This window comes from Williamsia sp. R60, from assembly GCF_054063855.1.
Genome location: NZ_JBSSGR010000003.1, coordinates 546,078 through 564,388, shown reverse-complemented (window position 1 = coordinate 564,388; position 18,311 = coordinate 546,078). Strand labels below are relative to the sequence as shown.

16 protein-coding genes are annotated in these 18,311 nt (G+C 62.9%); 6 read left to right on the top strand and 10 right to left on the bottom strand.

Going from position 1 to position 18,311, the window contains the following annotated elements:
- Nucleotides 1-4 precede the first annotated feature (4 nt).
- Together ACVWY6_RS16020 and ACVWY6_RS16015 are read right to left on the bottom strand one after the other, a co-directional pair.
- Entirely contained in the window at nucleotides 5-1,042 is a 1,038-nt protein-coding gene (locus ACVWY6_RS16020; RefSeq protein ID WP_457539347.1) for an alpha/beta hydrolase, read from the bottom strand.
- A gap of 54 nt (nucleotides 1,043-1,096) precedes the next feature.
- The gene (locus ACVWY6_RS16015; RefSeq protein ID WP_457539345.1) at nucleotides 1,097-2,017 is read right to left on the bottom strand and encodes a lipase family alpha/beta hydrolase; all 921 of its coding nucleotides are present in this window, start codon (nucleotides 2,015-2,017) and stop codon (nucleotides 1,097-1,099) included.
- Nucleotides 2,018-2,348: 331 nt separating this feature from the next.
- On the opposite strand from ACVWY6_RS16015, the gene ACVWY6_RS16010 reads away from it, so the two are divergent.
- Both ACVWY6_RS16010 and ACVWY6_RS16005 read left to right on the top strand, forming a co-directional pair.
- The gene (locus tag ACVWY6_RS16010) at nucleotides 2,349-3,755 is read left to right on the top strand and encodes an FAD-binding oxidoreductase (RefSeq protein ID WP_457540175.1); all 1,407 of its coding nucleotides are present in this window, start codon (nucleotides 2,349-2,351) and stop codon (nucleotides 3,753-3,755) included.
- A gap of 40 nt (nucleotides 3,756-3,795) precedes the next feature.
- A complete protein-coding gene (locus tag ACVWY6_RS16005; protein ID WP_457539343.1) occupies nucleotides 3,796-5,010 on the top strand; it encodes a DUF3068 domain-containing protein in 1,215 nt (404 codons plus the stop codon).
- 96 nt (nucleotides 5,011-5,106) lie between these two features.
- Here the strand turns inward: ACVWY6_RS16005 and msrA are convergent, their stop codons facing one another.
- Together msrA and msrB are read right to left on the bottom strand one after the other, a co-directional pair.
- The gene (gene msrA, locus ACVWY6_RS16000; RefSeq protein WP_457539341.1) at nucleotides 5,107-5,616 is read right to left on the bottom strand and encodes a peptide-methionine (S)-S-oxide reductase MsrA; all 510 of its coding nucleotides are present in this window, start codon (nucleotides 5,614-5,616) and stop codon (nucleotides 5,107-5,109) included.
- Nucleotides 5,613-6,074, bottom strand: a complete 462-nt coding sequence (msrB, locus tag ACVWY6_RS15995; protein WP_023958441.1) for a peptide-methionine (R)-S-oxide reductase MsrB — start codon at nucleotides 6,072-6,074, stop codon at nucleotides 5,613-5,615. The genes msrA and msrB overlap by 4 nt, the downstream gene beginning before the upstream one ends.
- Before the next feature lie 250 nt (nucleotides 6,075-6,324).
- Between msrB and ACVWY6_RS15990 the strand changes: the two genes are divergently transcribed.
- The gene (locus ACVWY6_RS15990) at nucleotides 6,325-7,572 is read left to right on the top strand and encodes an MFS transporter (RefSeq protein WP_457539339.1); all 1,248 of its coding nucleotides are present in this window, start codon (nucleotides 6,325-6,327) and stop codon (nucleotides 7,570-7,572) included.
- A 72-nt stretch (nucleotides 7,573-7,644) separates the two neighbouring features.
- Nucleotides 7,645-8,643, top strand: coding sequence for a diguanylate cyclase domain-containing protein (locus ACVWY6_RS15985; protein ID WP_457539337.1), 999 nt, complete (start codon nucleotides 7,645-7,647; stop codon nucleotides 8,641-8,643).
- Between the two features lie 38 nt (nucleotides 8,644-8,681).
- Here ACVWY6_RS15985 and ACVWY6_RS15980 read toward each other — a convergent pair whose 3' ends face one another.
- Nucleotides 8,682-9,350, bottom strand: coding sequence for a hypothetical protein (locus tag ACVWY6_RS15980; protein ID WP_457539336.1), 669 nt, complete (start codon nucleotides 9,348-9,350; stop codon nucleotides 8,682-8,684).
- 421 nt (nucleotides 9,351-9,771) lie between these two features.
- Nucleotides 9,772-10,923: a hypothetical protein gene (locus tag ACVWY6_RS15975; protein ID WP_457539334.1), complete on the bottom strand. Its 1,152-nt coding sequence runs from the start codon at nucleotides 10,921-10,923 to the stop codon at nucleotides 9,772-9,774.
- Between the two features lie 275 nt (nucleotides 10,924-11,198).
- On the opposite strand from ACVWY6_RS15975, the gene ACVWY6_RS15970 reads away from it, so the two are divergent.
- On the top strand, nucleotides 11,199-12,545 hold the full coding sequence (locus ACVWY6_RS15970; RefSeq protein ID WP_457539333.1) for an MFS transporter: 1,347 nt from the start codon (nucleotides 11,199-11,201) through the stop codon (nucleotides 12,543-12,545).
- A gap of 85 nt (nucleotides 12,546-12,630) precedes the next feature.
- On the opposite strand, the gene ACVWY6_RS15965 is transcribed toward ACVWY6_RS15970, so the two are convergent.
- Genes ACVWY6_RS15965 through ACVWY6_RS15950 form a run of 4 tightly spaced genes read right to left on the bottom strand, consistent with a single transcriptional unit; the run spans nucleotide 12,631 to nucleotide 16,895 of the window.
- Nucleotides 12,631-13,833, bottom strand: a complete 1,203-nt coding sequence (locus tag ACVWY6_RS15965) for an NAD(P)/FAD-dependent oxidoreductase (protein WP_457539331.1) — start codon at nucleotides 13,831-13,833, stop codon at nucleotides 12,631-12,633.
- The gene (locus tag ACVWY6_RS15960; RefSeq protein WP_457539330.1) at nucleotides 13,823-14,023 is read right to left on the bottom strand and encodes a ferredoxin; all 201 of its coding nucleotides are present in this window, start codon (nucleotides 14,021-14,023) and stop codon (nucleotides 13,823-13,825) included. Before ACVWY6_RS15960 ends, ACVWY6_RS15965 begins: the two co-directional genes overlap by 11 nt.
- On the bottom strand, nucleotides 14,020-15,249 hold the full coding sequence (locus tag ACVWY6_RS15955) for a cytochrome P450 (RefSeq protein ID WP_457539329.1): 1,230 nt from the start codon (nucleotides 15,247-15,249) through the stop codon (nucleotides 14,020-14,022). The genes ACVWY6_RS15960 and ACVWY6_RS15955 overlap by 4 nt, the downstream gene beginning before the upstream one ends.
- 38 nt (nucleotides 15,250-15,287) lie before the next feature.
- Nucleotides 15,288-16,895: an AMP-binding protein gene (locus tag ACVWY6_RS15950; protein ID WP_457539327.1), complete on the bottom strand. Its 1,608-nt coding sequence runs from the start codon at nucleotides 16,893-16,895 to the stop codon at nucleotides 15,288-15,290.
- Nucleotides 16,896-17,143: 248 nt separating this feature from the next.
- Between ACVWY6_RS15950 and ACVWY6_RS15945 the strand changes: the two genes are divergently transcribed.
- Nucleotides 17,144-18,307 (top strand): LLM class flavin-dependent oxidoreductase, encoded by a 1,164-nt coding sequence (locus ACVWY6_RS15945; protein ID WP_457539325.1) that lies wholly within the window; start codon nucleotides 17,144-17,146, stop codon nucleotides 18,305-18,307.
- The last annotated feature ends 4 nt before the right edge of the window (nucleotides 18,308-18,311 follow it).

The following is an 18,311-nucleotide window of genomic DNA, read 5'->3' as shown; positions in this document are numbered from 1 at the left end:
CGCGTCACCGAATCGACTCGTAGAGCACGGGCCATGAGTCGTGTACGTCGTCGCGCCAGTAGTCCCAGGAGTGCGTTCCCTTGTCCTTGAAGTTGTAGGTGGCCGGGATCCCGAGCGCGTCGAGCCGGCCACGCAAGTTCTGGGTGCACTGATTCGTCGCAGCTTCGATCACCCCGCCGGCAGTCAATTGCGCCACCAGCTGGCTGGTCTCACCGTCGACGTTGGGGGCATCGAGGTTGTCGTGCTCACCCGGCAGTCCTGATCCGGTGGAGATGTAGAGCGCGGTCCCACGCAGCCCCGCGGCGTGGACATATGGATCGTTCGCCTGCCAGGCGGGGTCGTCCGGCTCACCCCACATGTTGACGGGGTTGCCACCGAAGTTCGACACCGTGATGTAGACGTACGCACGTCCGAGTGGATCGCTGGTCTGGGCGCAGCCGCTGAACGAGGCCACGCCTTCATAGAGGTCGGGTTTCTGGATGGACAGCGCGAGCACGGAGGTGGCGGACATCGAGACACCCACGATCGCGTTCTTGCCTGTGGTGTTCAAGGCCGAGTCGACGATGGGCGGGAGTTCCTCGGTGAGGAAGGTGGTCCACTTGTTGCGCCCGAGTTCGGGGTCGTCGCGCTGCCAATCGGTGTAGTAGCTCGAGTCACCGCCGAGGGTGGCGACCACGTTGACGTCTTTCGTCTTGTAGAACGACGCTGCATCGCCCCAGCTGAGCAGGCCGTTCTCCTCGCCGGCTCCACCGACCCCGTCGAGGACGTACACGGTCGGTCGGGGCTCGTCTCCGGGCGCGATCAGCAGCTTGAGCCCGACGTTCTTCTCCATCGCGGCGGAGTACACCTCGGCGGTGGCCTCGCGTCCTTCGCCGCGCACAAGACTCACGAGATAGGAGCCGTCGGGCGCCGCGATCGCGCGGTCGAGGATCGGGTCGGCGGAGGACGTGGCGGCAGGCGCCATCGCCACCGCGAGTCCCGCGACTGCCACGGCGACGAGCAGACGGAAGTTTCGGCGGAACTGTGTGACGGGGTTTCTCATGGTGTCCCTAGTGACGTCGCGAGCATGAACATGTGGTGGGTCGAAGAAAGAGATTCACGGGCAGGGTGCGGGCATCGTGTCGGCATGGTCGGGGTCGAGAGCGGTGTGGATCAGCCACAAGGAGCGCGGGTGGGTGGTCAGCCCCATGTGGTCGACGGCCAATCCGGGGCACCCGTCCTGAACCCACACGTTGCGCACCGTGGCGTCGGGGCCAGCAGTCAGGAACGCCGACTCCGGCGGAGTGACGACCCTGTCGCCGCGCGTTGCCACGGCCACGTAATCCACCCCGGGCACGGTGTCGCCGCCGGCGTTCAGCTGCGTGAGGAAAGACGACCCGGCCATCTGCTGGGCGTACGCGGGACCGACGGCCGCGGCAAGCACCTCGTCGGCGGGTAGTCCGGCAGCGTCGGTGTGCCTGTATATCTCCGAATTGGAACCAAGGGGCAGGTCCGTGTTCGATTCGAAGGTCGATCCGTGGTTGGTTCCGCCGACGCTCACCACCGTGTGAATGGTGTTGCGCTCCACGAACTTGAGGTAGTGGCGTGCAGTGAGTGCGCCCATCGAATGGGCGACCACGTCGACCTTGTCGGCCGCCGTCGCCGATCGCACCTTGCTGACGAACGCGGCGAGCACGTCCGCAGACTCCCCGATGTCGCTTCCGCCGGCGAGGTCGAGGAGGTTCTCATCGCTACCGGGCTGATGACGTCCGTAGTCGAGCGCGAACACGCAGAAGCCGGAGTCGGAGAGCCGCTCCGACAACGTCCGCCAGGTGGCGGCCATCCCGGACCCGTTGCCGTGGACCAGCACCACGGGTCGTTGATGTTCGGGTGCCGGTGTGCACGAGGTGAACTGGTTGACGCCAGGAAGAGCAGATTCATCTGCGGGCGCGGCGTACACCGGGACAGGTGCCAGGAACGCGAACACGAGTGCCGGAACAGCTGCGGCCAGCGCGGCACCCAGACGTAGGTGACCCATTCGTTACCCCTTGGCTTCCACCCGACCATCACGTCCGCATCCGCGCGATATACGAGAGGCATACCACACCCTGCGGCCCGTGGCGCGGTGAAGACGGTGGTTGCAGGAGAAAGTGATCGTCACGGGCACACCCCGGCCCAGATGGATAGTTTCACTCACGATCTTTGTAGCGGGTTGACAAGGCGCCGAATGAGATTCGGCCCGGTGCTGCAAGGCCATGATCTCGAGCCGTCGCGCGTTCCGCTGTGAGTATCCGTGTGGTCTGAGAGACTCGGTCGCGTCGGAAGGTCTGTGCGGCACCGCGTACGAAGAACCGGGAATGGGGGCCATCGTGACGGCTCAGGGCACCGATGCGATCCGCGAGCTGAACGCGGCGTTGGCAGGCCGGGTGCACGAACCTGGGACGGCCGGCTACCGCGACGCCCTGGGGCGAATCTTCTTTCCCGATGCAGCGCGACGTCGCCCGCTGTGCGTGGTGCAGCCGACCTCCGTGAGCGAGGTGGCCGAGGCCGTCACCATCGCCGAACGGTCGGGAAACACGGTCACCGTGCGAGGCGGCGGACTGAGTTCGAACTGCGTTGCCGACCAGTCGATCATGGTCGATCTGTCGGCTCATATGAACGGTGCGCAAGCAGAAGGCGAGAAGGTCACCGTCGGTGGCGGAGCGAGCGTTGGCACCATGCTCGACGGCCTTGGCCCCGGTCGCATCGTCCCGGTCGGGATTTCACAGCACGCCGGGTTCGGGTTGGTCACCCGCGGTGGGGTCGGCTACTACACCCGCAGCCTCGGGTTGACCCTCGACCACCTCGCCGCAGTGGAGTTGGTCCTGCCCTCCGGGGAGGTCGTGCAGTTGTCCGACAGCAGTACCGGCCGCGACGCAGACCTGTGGTGGGCGGTTCGGGGGTGCGCGCCACCGTTCGGCGTGGTCACCTCGGCCACCCTGAACACGCATCGCGCGGGCCCGATGTGGGTGCACCGGAGTGTGGTGGATCTTGACGCGCTCGCCACATACTTCCGCATCGCACCAGAGGTGCCGCGGCACACGATGATGGGTGCGGTGCTCGGCTACACCGACCTGACGCCGGAACAACCGGTGATGCTGCTGTTCACCACATGTGCGAGTGAAGACGCCGCCGACATCGATGAGTCACGAAGGGCGGCAACGGCTGTCATGGATGCGTCGAAAGAGGTGCACTACCGTTCGGAGATGTCGGGCCGCTATCTCTCAGGCCTGCCCGAATACACCCCACCTGGTGCCGGGGGTACCGAACCGTCGCCGCTCCTGCTGCCAGAACCCACCGACGCCAGAGGCTCGTTCTTCGGGAAGGCCGTGTTCACCGGTCCCTCGCTCGATGCGTCGGTCGCGGACGCGCTCGCCACCCAGATCGCTGCCGCACCTACACCTGCCTGCCGCATCGACTTCCAGCAGACAGGCGGCGCCCTCGCCGATGTCGGTGACACCGATACGGCCTTCTGGGGGCGATCAGCCGAATGGAACATCCCGCTCAACGCGATCTGGTCGGATCCGTCTGACGAAGAAGCATGTCTGTCCTGGGCAAGCGAGACGCTGGCCGCTTTGTCCGGGCACACCACCGGTGTCTACAGCGTGGAAGTGCGTCCAGGTTTCGCCGAGACGAACGCGGAGATCGCAGCCGCTTTCGGTGGGAACCTCGCACGACTGCGTGGGCTGCGAGACCAGATGGATCCCACCGGAGTCTTCGGTACCTACCCGCTGTGATCGTCGTCGATGAGGTGCGCCGTCAGCTCGTCATGTCCGCTTGCCATACTTGTCGAGCCACATCGGCATCCGAAGGGAGCTCACAATCAACAGGTTTCTGGCGCCCGCGCTGATCTTTTTCGGCGTCGCGGCCGTGACCGCTGCCATTGCCGTCCCGGTCTGGTTGGTCCCCCAGCTCAAGGTGGTACCGCTTGATCTCGACATCACCACCGTGGCGGTGTCGCAGCCGGCCGGAATCACCGACGACGACGAGCTGCCGGCAAAGGTCTTCGACCGCTGTTCGGTGTCCGGTCCACGCGCCGAGGTATTGGACGCCCACCTCACCCAGCAGCGCCGCACCGTGGTCATCGAACCGTCCGACAGCGATCAGGTGACCGTGCAGTCCGGTCAGACCGTGCGGATCGACCGCATCCGCGACGGCGACGAGATCGTCGAGCCGAGTGTTGCTGCCGTCGACAGCGCGCGCACGTGTTCCGACGGCGTGCTCACCGGCAACATCGACGTCGTCTCGATAGATCGGGAGACCAGCAAGCCGAACGGCGACATCCACCGCCTGCACACTGTGCAGGCGCCGGCCGGCGTGCGAACCATCGAGGACGAGAGCAACTTCGTGGAGGCACCACGAGAGGGCTTCCAGTACAAGTTTGGCTTCGACGTCGAGAAGTCGGAGTACCCGTACTACGACGTCAACACCCGCCAGGACGTCCCCGCCAAGTTCGTCGGGGAGACGAAGATCAACGGACTCACCGCGTACGAGTTCGTGAGCGAGGTGCCCGAGATCGATCAGGTGCAGCTCGAGACCCCCAGCGGCGAACCCGCGCCAGGGACGTCACTCGAGATGCCTGCGAGCTGGTGGGGCATCGAAGGTGTGCCTGCCAACGAGAAGATCGTGATGGATCGCTTTGCGACCGCGACGCGGCATGTGTGGGTGGAACCGAAGACGGGAACCGTTTTACGTGGCCTCGAGGAGCAGCACCAGTACTTCAAATCGCCGGGTTGGGAAGATCCGGGTCTTGCCCAGCCCATCCGCGACTTCCGGATGGACGTGTTCAAGGCGACGATGGCCTGGGATTCGGCAACCGAAGACCGGCAGTCGGACAAAGCCTCCGGGTATGTCGATCAGCTCCGGTGGGGTGGTGTCATCATCCCGGCGATCGTGGGAACGATCGGTGGCATCTCGTTGATCGCGGGCATAGTCCTGCTGATCCGCCGTCGTTTTGACAGGCCCACGGGTGGTCAGGACATCGCCGGCTGAGCAAGGGTCCAAACACGAGTCAGGGCGACGCGCATTGTGCGCGTCGCCCTGATGTGTCATGTGCCGATGATCAGACCGCGATCACCGGCGCGGTGATCACGCGCTGGCGTTCTCCCGCCGCGGCAACTTCCAGCCCGGACGCACGAAGTGGCACGTGTACCCGTTCGGAATGCGCTGCAGGTAGTCCTGATGCTCGGGCTCGGCCTCCCAGAACGGTCCCGCAGGAACCACTTCGGTGACGACCTTGCCTGGCCAGAGGCCCGACGCGTCGACATCGGCGATGGTGTCGAGAGCGACGCGCTTCTGCTCGTCGCCGGTGTAGAAGATCGCCGATCGGTAGCTCATCCCGATGTCGTTGCCCTGCCGGTTCTTGGTCGACGGGTCGTGGATCTGGAAGAAGAACTCGAGAAGATCCCGGTAGCTCGTCTGTTCGGGGTCGAACTCGATCTCGATGGCCTCGGCGTGAGTGCCGTGGTTGCGGTACGTCGCGTTGGGGACGTCGCCGCCGGTGTAGCCGACGCGAGTGGAGATGACGCCCGGCTGCCTACGAACCAGTTCCTGGACGCCCCAGAAACATCCGCCCGCCAGTATCGCTTTATCGGTCATCGTGTGGCCTCCTTGCTGTTGAACAGATGCAGGTACTCGCCGTAGCCGGCGCTTTCCATCTCGGCGACCGGGATGAAGCGGAGTGCGGCCGAGTTGATGCAGTAACGCAGACCACCTTCGTCGATCGGTCCGTCGTTGAAGACGTGCCCCAGGTGGCTGTCGCCATGGGTGGACCGGACTTCGGTGCGCACCATGCCGTGGGTGCTGTCCGTCTTCTCGACCACGTTCGCCGGTTCGATCGGTGTGGTGAAGCTGGGCCATCCGCATCCGCTGTCGAACTTCTTCGTCGACGTGAACAGGGGCTCACCGGACACGATGTCGACGTACAGGCCGGCCTCGTGGTTGTCCCAGAATTCGTTCCGGAAGGCCGGCTCGGTGGCCGACTTCTGGGTGACGGCGAACTGCGCCGGGTTCAATCGGGCGACGGCGTCGGGGTCTTTGCGATATTCATGCGACACGTTGTCCTCCTCGGGGGATTCGTCTCCGCTGGCTGAGGGACGGAGGTGTCACTCGGGTATGACAACAACAAGTGTGTCCCGGGTGTTCCTCCGACGCCAGTGGCGCATCAGCGGTCCTCGGTTGTTACCTAGGCTACCGATTGAGTACCCCTGGCGAGCCGATGCGGCACGACCGGTGTGGACTGAGGGCATCGCGGTGACGGCCGGTCCCGCGCGTGTTGCAGGACGATCGAGTCGGTGAGGAGGAACTGTGCGCGCCTGGCTGGTCTGGTCGGTGGGACTGCTGGCGTACGTCGTCGCCGTTCTGGACCGGACAACGCTGGGTGTTTCCGGCCTCGACGCCGCCGACAGGTTCTCGGCGAGCCCCAGCGTGCTCTCAACCTTTGTGGTGTTGCAGGTGATCGTCTACGCGAGCATGCAGATCCCGGCTGGTCTGCTACTCGATCGATACGGCAGCCGGGCGCTCATCGTGACGGGTGCGCTGATCATGGCCGTCGGCCAGATGACCTTGGCCCTCACCGAGGCCCTTCCTGCCGCCATCATCGCCCGCGCATTGGTCGGGGCGGGCGACGCCTTCACCTTCATCTCGGTTCTGCGGCTGGTGCCACGGTGGTTCACGCCCAAGCGGGTACCGCTGGTGACCCAGTTGACCGGCATCCTCGGCCAACTCGGCCAGGTGCTGTCGGCGGTCCCGTTCCTTGCTCTGCTGAACGGGCCGGGCTGGACGGCCGCATACTCGTCGGCCGTCGCGCTCGGCCTCCTCACCGCCGTGCTCGCACTCGCTCTGGTACGCGACGCTCCCCCCGGCACCGACGCCACCACCGAGTCGGTATCGGTGAGGGAGACACTGCGCAGCATCAAGACGGTGTGGTCGCGCCCGGGAACCAGGCTCGGGTTCTTCAGCCATATGGGCACCCAGTTCTCCATCACCGTCTTCGCGTTGATGTGGGGTATTCCGTATCTGACAACGGGACAGAACCTTTCGGCTGGTGCAGCGGGCGCACTGCTGAGCGCTTCGGTGGTGTCGATCATCGGCGCCGGCATCATCATCGGCTTGCTCACCGGTCGATTCCCGGCCCGACGCTCCTGGCTTGTCCTGGGAATCATGGGTAGCAATGCGGCCATCTGGACGGTGGTGCTGGCATTGCCGGCACCCGCACCCACGTGGCTCTTGGTGATCCTCGTGGTGGTCATCTCGGTGGGCGGGCCGGGCTCGGTGGTCGGTTTCGACTTCGCGCGTACCTTCAATCCCAGTAAGAGCCTCGGGACCGCACAGGGCATGGTCAACATGGGTGGCTTCCTGGTGTCGCTGATCGTGATGCAGGTGATGGGCATCATCATCGGGGCGATGGGCGGCTACTCGTTCGACTCGTTCCGGGTGGCATGGACGGTGCAGTACGCCGTCTGGCTGATCGCCACCGTCGGAATCTTGAGCACTCGTCGCAAGGCCGTTCGCGAGATGGAACGCGAAAAACGCGCGCAGCTCGAGGAGTATTAGTCGGCCAGGGCGCAAGGATCGGCGCCGCCCATCTACGTTGGGGTCACGACACCGACCGAACATGCTCACTTGGTGAGTCAACGAGAAGGGCCGATGATGACCCGAAACAACCGCCCAGGCGGCCTGCACAGCGTGCCTATCCACGCAGACCGGCAGGGCATTGAGGCCGTCATCGATGCGCTGCCGATCGGTGCGATCGTTCTGTCGCAGAATGGGCTCCTGCAACTCGTCAATGACGTGGCAAGCAGCTTGTTCGAGCTCGACGAACGTCAGGTCGCCGATATGTCCTTTCCGGACGGGTTCGGGATATCGTTTCACGACTCCCAGGGGGAACTCGTTGAGTCGCAGACTATTTCACACGGTCGAGCCGATCCTCACGAGAAAATAGAAACTGCAACAGTCTCTTTCGACAGTCTCGACGGTCGGAAGGTGTGGCTCGAAGTGTCCCGAGCGGAGCTACGGCTGGACGATCCCGAGTGCTCGGTGTTGTTGTCTTTCCGCGATATCACGGAACTTCACCTCTCGCGGAAACGTTTGTTCGCCGGCGACGTGAACGATCAGCTGACCGGACTTCCCAGGTTGCCCGCCGTCCTTGAGCACCTCGCCTCGCTGCTCGAGTCTGCGCCCGACGATGTCGATCGCAGCAACGTTGTGATGGTCATCAATTTCGACAAGCTGAGAGAACTCAACGCCTCTTTGGGCCACCTACGTGGCGACGAGGCCCTCGCCGAGACTGCTCAACGCCTACGTGACTGCCTTCCCCAGCCTCATCTGCTGGGCAGGGTCGTTGGTGCAGAGTTCATCGCAGTTCTCCAAGGAGTGGATCAGGACTTCGTCGACGACGTCTCCGATTCCATCCACCTGGCGTTGACCGAACCGGTGGTCGTCGAAGAGGCTGCTGTCCGGTTGCGGGCCAGTGTGGGAATCACCCACATATCACCAGACGACGAACGCAGCCCAGAGGAGATCGTCAGCTCCGCCGACACTGCAATGTACGTCGCCCGCAACAAGGGCGGCGGCCACACCGTCGATTTCGGCTCCCTGCAAATCCGAGATGTCCTAGAAGACTGATACTTCAATCGTGGAGCTTGGCGTGCGGAGGGTTGTCTTCAGCGACCGGCTGTTCGATAAGTCGGTGGAAAGCGGAACCCCATCGCTGCGACCAGGGCGGTGACGCAGACAATCCCGACGTACGGCACTTGTGCCAAGTCTCCAGCAGCCAGAACAAAGGAGACGATGAAGAGCAGCAGTCCGACGACCGTACCGACGTAGACACTGAACACAACTCGGAACCATCTGTCCCGTGACGCCCTCCGCTCCCCGCCGCCGGAGGCTCTGAGGAAGAGCGCGCCAGTGCCAACGATGATCAAGGCCGCGATCGCCCCAGCCGGCACCGCCATCATCGCCCCGACGACGGCGCCCACGACCGTCGTCGAAGTGACTGCGCCGACATAGCCACCGGCCAGGGTTGCCAAAAAGAGGGAAGAGAGCCACACCGTGCGAAGCCAGCTGGTGGACAGTTGCTTCCCCTCGGTGAGGCCTAGGGCGGGATAGGTCTCCAAAGCCACATCGGGGGTGTGTCGGGCGCGCCACGCCCTTCTGGTCGACCATGCGGCCCCGAGGACCGTGCACACCCATACGGTCAGCAGAAACCAGTCCCACGGGGACCCATCAGACGCTGCAGTCCCGATGAATGCCGGACCACCCAAAGCGACCATGACGACGAGGAACATCGTGGTCAGCGATCGATCGCTGGTCACATTCCCGTGGATCCCCATTCTGTGATCGTCGCACATGTAATGCGTGCGCTTGAGTGACAAGATCGCGAGATGCACACGTATCGCTCGACCTTTGCGCCATGGCTCTTCCTCATCGTCGCAGGGATTGCCGGGCTACTGGGCAGCGGCGACCTTTCCGCCCGCGACACAGGCAACCGAGTATTTGTCTGGCTCATTGCGGCAGCTGTGGTCACCGCCATCCAAAACGTCAGGCCGTTGTCTCGCGAGCAGTCAGATGATCAGCCGAGCAGCGATATGCGTTCATAGTCGAAGTCGACGATCTCAGCGAAGCGCATCAGCCGGAATCGGCTCGCTCAACCCGTACACGCGTGCCGCGGTTCCTGCGTAGATCGCCCGCCTGTCGGACTCGGAACAGTGAGCTGTCAGATGTTGATACGCGTTGCACAACCGTGCGCAATGACTACTTGTCTTCATCGTCCCAGTTCCGTGGGGCGACATAACCGGTCTGGCCGGCTTCCGTGCCGAGCGCAAGGATCGGGCCATCCATGTCCTCTTGCCAGACAAGCGATTCCATTCCGATGTGAAGAGGGTGGTCCTGCACGGTGTATGCGCTCACACCGGTCTCGCTCGGGTAGTGCGCGTGTTCGCGCCATGACGGTGCCGAGAGCAGGAGGTCGCCCGGCTCCCAGTCGATTCGCTGGCCGTCGACGACGGAATATCCTGTGCCCCTGAAGTGGTAGTTGATGGCGACCGAACTGTGTCTGTGTCCCCGACCCTCGGCACGAGGCGTATGCCCTGGGGGGATTTGGGACAGCGTGACGAAGAAGCTGCTCGTCGCTCCTTGCTTCCGTTGCGTGGATGGGTTGTACAGAGCCATGATTGTCCGCTCACCGTCCCCGGGTCGCTGCGACATGAGTTCGGACATCGCCTGGTGAGGCCAGTGCAGCGGGCGATCAGGAACCGGCTCGATATCAACGAGGAACTCGTAGCCTCTCAGCCTGGCGCCCTCGGGTGATACGACGTGATCCGGGGCAACAACGCTGCTGGTCGTGGCCGGTTCCTCCATATCTATGGGCCCATCAACAGGTTTGGTGGGACGCCACTCGTCGGCAACCGGCTCAACGTAGAGCGTGCCGAGCTGAGCGAGCAGAGGAGAGTTCGAGTACGCCAACCGAACCCATGTGTCTTCACCAGAGTTGAAGAATTGGTACGGCTTCATCGACGGAATGGTGCAGACGTCATTCACGGCCATGTCGAAATTGACCTGGTCGGCGTTGACCCGTCCACCACCGCGGATGCAAATGTGGACCTGAGTGCAATTGCGCCGTAGGCGCTGCGTGGACTCACCGGGGAGCAGGACTTCCACGGTGACGTCGATGCCCGGTGCAAACCCGCGGCCGGTCGACTCCGGGTGGATCAGCAAGGTGGCCCGGCGACCGTCGGATGGCCGTGGGCTTGCCGCCAGCCGAGAGACTATCGACTCTATGTCTCTGCGCGACACCTTGATCGGTGCCCAGGGAGCAGGAATGGCCTCGCCCGTTGTACTGACATCGGACAGATGAACGCCCGAGTCCAAGATAGTGTCGCGGTTGTTAGATGCTGTAACCGTCATTGGCCGGCCTCCGTGGTGGTGAACGTCACTTTTGTTGTCTCCCTGGACGTTAGGCGCATGCCAGACATATCGCTAAGACGTATTGGTGCATCGACACATAAGTCGGGCGTTATCTCGTAAGCAGGCGGCCATACGCTTAATTTGATTGCTGCATGCGGATATTCGTATTGGGAACGTTGCCCACGGTGCCGATAGCGTGACCTGCACCACATGCGCGAGCGAACAGGCTCAGCCGTTGGTTCCAAACGCCCAGCAGTCGACATCGAGGTACAACCATGCAGCCAACCATTCCGGTGCACCCGCAGAAGATCACCGCCCAGACAGCAGCCCGCTCCGGCGGCGCGGCCCCGGAGAGGAAGAAGTCGTTGGTCGGCGTATCCCTGGGGAACGCGCTGGAGGGCTACGACTGGGCGGTCTATGCAGTTTTTGCCCCGTTCTTCGCCACTCAAGTGTTTAATCCATCCGACGCGACATCTGCATTGCTCTCTACCTTCGTGGTGTTCGGCGCGGGTTTTCTGGTGCGCCCTTTCGGGGGCATGTTGTTCGGATGGTGGGCAGACAAGTTCGGCCGGAGGTCATCGCTGTTGGGAGCGATCGGGTTCGCAACGATCGGCATGCTCTTGATTGCCTCGGTGCCGACCTACGATGTCGCGGGAATCGGTGCGGGGGCAGTCCTGCTGTTGGCCCGACTGCTTCAAGGGCTCGCGCACACCGGAGAAGTGGCGTCTGCTTACACGTATGTCGCTGAGGTCGCACCGGCCCGGCGCCGCGGGCTTTGGTCGTCGGCCATCTACGTTTCCTTCACTGGGGCAATCATTGCTGCCACGCTGATCGCTGCCCTGCTCAACTCCACTCTCCCCGCCGACGCGATGACATCGTGGGGTTGGCGGGTCCCCTTCATCATCGGGTTCGCGTTCGGAATCGTCACACTGGTAATGCGTCGCCGCATGCCGGAATCGCACGCGTACGAGGAGATGGTCGAAGATTCGGTTGCCGGCGACAAGAGAGTATTCGCGAGTCTCTGGAGATACCGTTCGTCCGGACTTCGTGTGTTTCTGATCATGGCTTCGTTGTCGGCGCTCTACTACGCTTGGGGGGTTTCAAGCACCACGTGGGCAATAAAGGCCCTGGGCATCGATGCGACGCAGGCGCTGTGGGCCGGTGTTGCGGCGCTGACGGTGAGCATGGTTGCGTTCCCCTTTGCCGGCGCGCTGTCCGACCGAATCGGCAGGCGAGGCAACTTCTTCCTTTTCGGTATCGGCGTCGGCGTGCTGGCGTACCCGATGGACCTTCTGGCCCAACAGGGTGCTGTCGGGTTCGCGACGGCGATGACGGTCATGCTCTTGCTGTTCACGCTGGTGGGTTCGATCTTGCCCGCGCTCCTGTCCGAGCTGTTTCCCACCGAAGTGCGCGCGACAGGTATCGCGATTCCCTACGCATTGTCCGCTGTTGTCTTCGCCGGCACGACACCGTATCTGCAGCAATGGCTTGCCGAGCGCGGACATCCCGAGGTGTTCCCGGTCTACCTGTCGATTGCTGCAGTCGTCGGGGCCATCGTCATGTACTTCACCCCCGAAACCAAGGGCACATCGATCATGGTGACTGAAGGACCCCGTTCATGAAGGACGTACTGCGGGAACTGAGGATGTATACGAGGGCATCCGAAGAATGCGATGTCCGGAATTGATCAGAAGATGTTCGACGTCATCAATATTGGTGCCGCACAGACTGGTTCACCAACTGTTGTCGAATACGCGCTATGTCGACCTGAGCATCCAGTCCCGCTGCTGCGACCACTTGGTCGCGGCGGGTGTAGGTGAACAGGTGCCCACCACCGCGGGTCGTCGTTCGCTCGACGGCTGCACCGCTCACGTCGTCGTCACCGACGATCTGCAGCCGCGAGCCGAACTGGTCAGACCAGACGTAAGGCACAACCGAGGCGACCGAGACGGCCTCTCCGGCAACGATGTTGTTCGCGACCACCACCGCTTGCTCGCGGGCGCTGGTCCAGGTCTCGAGCCGCATATATCGGCCATAGCGAGGGTTGAGCCAGCCTGCGACATCGCCGACGGCATACATTCTCTTGTGCCCGACTATCCGCATGGCGTGGTCACAGACCACACCTCGAGACGAGGGGAACTCGGTGCCGATCAGTTCCGGGTATCGCGGACGGGCACCCACTCCGGCCACAACCAGGTCGGTGGTGATCTCCCGATCATTTGACAGGCGAAGCCGGACGGAGTCGTCGACCGGGAGTACTTCCGCGACCGTCGTTTGGACCCACACGTCGACGCCGTGCCGCCGGTGGAGATCAGCAACCAGTTGCGCAGGGCCGGCAGGGAGCGCCCTCGAGGCAAGGTGGGTCGAGCCCTCGATCACCGTGACGCTCAATCCGAGCGCATGTGCTGTGGAGGCTACTTCGAGTCCGATGAAGCCCCCACCGATGACAGCTACGGTATGGGAACGGCTCAACGCCTGCTTGAGTCGGTTCGCCTCGTCGATCGTGCGGAGATAGTGGGGGTGCGCTTGATCGAGCGTGTCGAGCTTCCGAGGATCAGAACCGGTGGCCAAGACGATATGGGTGGCGGTGAGCACCCGGCCATCTGAAAGTCGCGCCGTGCCGGTTCGCAAATCGATGCTCGTCACGTCGACATCGAGCATGAGGTCGACGTGTGAGTCGGGTCCCAGTAGTCGCGTGGGGCCGGCGCCGGTTCTGAGCGCTTCCTTCGACAGCGGCGGTTTGTCGTACGGATCGTGGTTTTCGCGGTCCAGCAACAGAATTCGGCCGCTGAACTCGCGGGCTCTGAGCGCCTGTGCGACTCTGACCCCCGCTACGGACGCGCCGACAATGAGAACGTCGGTGTCATGTTCGGTGCCCGATGGGCCAGAGCGATGCTGTTCAGTGTTCATGGATACGCAGCGCTCTGGCCGGACAGTCGGCGACGGCTTCGCGGACCTCGTCCAGGTCCGCGTCGGTCGGGCGGCCGGGTAGAACGGCAGCAATGTTGTTGTTGTCGAGTTCGAACACCTCGGGAGCTGCGACGAGGCAGTTTCCGTACCCGTTGCAGGCTGCTGTGTCGATGTCTATTCGGACAGTCATGATGTCTCCTTCGTGAAACGGATCGGGAGATGGGTGGGGCCGTAGTGGGTGCCGGCTTCCAGAGAACTGAATGTGGGTTCGCCGTCGAGCACGAATGCAGGATGAGTGCAGAGCTGCTCGAGGACGATGCGAAGCTCGAGGCGAGCGAGTGATGCACCGACGCATTGGTGAATGCCCCACCCGAAGGCCAGATGGCCACGCGCCGATCGGTTTATGTCGAATGCGTCAGGATTCTCGAAATGCCGCGGGTCTCGATTGGCGGCCGCATTGAGTAGGAGGACCCACTCTCCGCGTGGGATCGTTGTGCCCGCGATCTCGGCGTCGCGGGTTGTGCGACGAGCGAACGCTTGCGCAGGAGTGCGCAAGCGCAACATCTCCTCGACGTAGCCGGGTGCGAGCGAGGCGTCCCCGCGCAGTCGTATCTGGTCGCCTTGGTGTGTCGCCAGGAGATACAACAGTGAACCGACCGAGTTCATGGTTGTCTCATGGCCGGCGACTGCCAGAGACAGCAGGATCGAAACGATTTCGTCCTCACGAATCGCACGGTCGTCAATCTGCGCTCGCAGCAGCCAGCTGAGGTAGTCGTCGGGCTGGGTCTGCTGATGTCGACTGATCTCATTCGTCAGCACTTCGGTGAGCGCCTCGCGCCCACGTAGCTGGCCTTCGGCTGTCCCGTCGGCCCACAACGCCACAGTGAGTTCCCTGAAAGATGCAACGGTCGAGGCCGAGAATCCGACGATCTCGGTCAGGACGGTGAGCGGCAATGGCAGAGCCAACTCGGTCACAGCATCGCCACCACCCCGCTCGACGAACTCGGTGATGAGCTCGCTGATCGTCTGCTGTAGAAAGGGTTCCAGCTCCCGCACGCGGCGGGGGGAGACTGCTTGCACCAGTAGGTCACGGTACGGGCCGTGAGCAGGGGGGTCGAAGTCGATGGGAATGGTGCCCATCGCCTCCACGTAGGGAATGCGGTGCCCGTGTGCCGAGGAAAATGTTTGATGGTCGCGTAGAGCGTTTTTGACGTCGGCATGGTGACTGACGGTCCAGAAGCCGCCATGTGCAGCCGAATGGACAACGGATTCTCGTTCGACCAGGTCAGCGTAGGCAGTCCACAGACTGTGTTCATCCCAGTCTCGACGTAGGTGGTCGAAATCGGTTGTGCTGTCAGCGATTGTCCGCTCATGGCGTGCGACCGGGCACGCATTCCGCGGGGATGCGTCAGTCATTGATCCTCGTTTCCAGTGGGTTGTTCAAGGCTCGGGGGTCATCGGTCTCGAAGCAGACGGCGAAGGATCTTGCCGGAAGGCGATTTGGGTATCTCGTCGAGGAATACGACCTCACGCACTTTCTTGTACGGAGACACTCGCGATGCGACGTAATCGATGAGGCGAGGCTCGTCCACGGTGGAGCCGGGCCGTCGAACGACATAAGCGCGAGGAGCCTCGTCGCCACCCTCGCCGAAGGGCACGCCGACGACAGCTGCGTCGGCAACATCGGGATGGTCTAGCAGAAGGCCTTCCAGCTCGGCCGGGGCCACCTGGTAGCCCTTGTACTTGATGAGTTCTTTGAGCCGGTCCACAACCGTGACGGCCCCCGCGGCGTGGACGGTCGCGAGATCGCCGGTGTGAAGGAAACCGTCAGCATCGATGGCGCCGGCGGTCGCTTCAGCATTGCCGAGGTACCCAGCCATGACATTCGGTCCAGCACAGCAGAGTTCTCCTGCGGCGCTGGTGCCGCTGTGGGGCATGGAGACCGGCTCGCCGTTCACCGGATCGACGATCTTGCAGGTCATGTTGGGAACGGTGAAACCGACCGAACTCGGCTCTACCGATGGTCCGGACAGGGGCGCAACATGGCTGACCGGACTCATCTCGCTCATCCCGTACGCCTGGCGCACCTGACACGAGAGTCGCTCGGCGACAGTTTGTGCCAGCCCCGCATCCAAGGGCGCGGCTCCGGAGACGAGAAGTCTCAGCGCAGAGAGGTCGTAGCGTTCCACTGCGGCCGATTTCACCAACGCCACGACCACCGGTGGAGCGACGAAAAGGTGCGTTGCACGTTCTCTTTCCATCGTGGAGAGCAGATCTTCGACCTCGAACCGGGGGACGATGACAATTTTGGCGCGCTGCCTGAGCGCGAGGTGTAGAACCACCGTCATGCCGTAGATGTGTGAAAACGGCAACAAGGCGACCACCGAGGAGTGCTCGTCAACCCCTAGAAGTCCATCGAGCTGGCAGACGTTCGCCACCAGATTCCGGTGGGTGAGCATGACGCCTTTTGCCTCGCCGGTGGTGCCGGATGAGTAGGGGAGAACAGCCAATTGTGTTGTCGGGACGACGATCGGACGCACTGGCTCTACGGCAGGCGTCGCCGACTTGGGTGATGCGACCACATCTGGCAGCAGCCGGACGTCCGACCCCAACATGCCCATCTCGGTGGCTGCAGCGCGCGCCACGGGTTCGCACGATTTCGCCACAACGAAAAGTGTTGCGCGCGAGTCCCGCAACTGTTTGACGACCTCGCCCACGGTCGCCAGGACGTTGATCGTGGTGACTGCTGCTCCGATGCTGATCGCCGCCAGAAATGCTGCGACCCAGTCCGCCGAGTTCGGGCCCATCAACGCGACTACATCGCCGGTCTTGATGGCCGGCGACAATCGAGCGGCGGTTCGCCGGATCGTGGACTGCAGTTCGCCATAGGTGAGGGCTGGGCCGGATCGGTCGACGACTGCTATCCGGCCACGGTCTTCGTCTGTCAGATCGCCGAGGAGGAAACCGGGCAACGAGAGGTCGGGTATGACGACATCGGCGTGCGGGCTAGCAAAGATGGCCGGGCGCTGATTGTTCTCAGGAATTGTCTCGACTTCTGTCATGGTCATCTTTCACGTGGGAGCGTGCAGGAGGTGACTGCGTTCTCGGGTGTCCTGCGTCACGGTAGGTTCCTGCGTCGGAATAACGCCAAGATGACTATTGCGATCACGCGATCAGCTTTTCCTTATACGGAGCTGCCCGCCGGGCATAAGTCGTAAGTGATGCGCCTATCGATAAACCTGATGTTGTCTTATCCCGGCGACGCTCTAACGTGATCAGTGTCACTTATCCAGTGCCGCATAGATTCCGAATGACCTGGAAGGTCGCCATGAAGCATCAGCCCACCGACACCTCCGAACTGCACTTCGGCTACTTCTTTCCGTCTGGCAAGACGAACTTTCTGTACTCGGACGAGGCGGCGCGCACTCGGCCGGACATGAACAAGAAGAACCTTCTGGCGTTGGCTCAGGCCGCGGAGGGCGTCGGGTTCGACTCATTGTTCATCGCCGACAACTGGTCTGGTCATCAGCGAGCAGCCGAAGCCGGTGGCCATCAGGCGCCGGCATATCACGCACCACTGCTGGCCATGGCATTGTTCGCTGCCACCGAGCACATCGGCGTGGTCTCCACGTTCCACACCACGCATCACAAGCCGGCGCATGTCGCCCGCATGGGAGCAACCCTCGACGCGTTCAGTGAAGGCCGATGGGGCTGGAACGTGGTCACCGGGTTCAGCGCCGCAGAGGCGGCCTTGTTCGGTGAGGACTTCGTCGAACACGACGAGCGCTACCGGATGGCCGGCGAGTTCGTAGAAGTGGTGACCTCTCTGTGGAGCGAGAAGGAGTCGATCGATTTCCAGGGCGCATATTACAAAGCAGCCGGACGAATCAAGCTGCCCCGGCCGGCGCAACAACCACGCCCACTTCTGGTGAGTGCGGGTGCCTCCCCTGCTGGTACGGCGTTCGCTTCGCAGTACTGCGATCAGTTGGTTGCCATGGGCAACACTCCCGAGCTGGTCGCGCAGATCGGGGAGCGGCTGACCGGTCTGAGTTCACAAACTCAACGGTCGGTCGGATTGTGCCCGTTCTCGATGGCGCTGATCCGCGATGGCAACGGCGAAGCCGAGGAAGTGTTCGACGGACTGCTCAAGAGTCTCAACGTGGAGGCTACGGCGGAGATCGCAGCCGATGTCCTGGGCTCCATCGAATCGTCGCGGGCGATGTACGAGAAGATGGGGCCCGAAGAGGCCACCAAGGCATTCGGTGGTGCGGGTTCGATGCTCAAGTTCATCGGAACACCGGAAAGTGTTGCTGAGCAACTCATCTCACTCAAGTCCACCACAGGGGCAACAAACCTCTTGATCAACTTTCCGCTGTGGAGTCCCGACGAGCTGAAATCGTTCAGCCCGGTACTCGACATCCTGCGGGAAGCGGGGATCTGGTCACCGCCGGAACAGCGGAACCACTCCTGGTGACTCA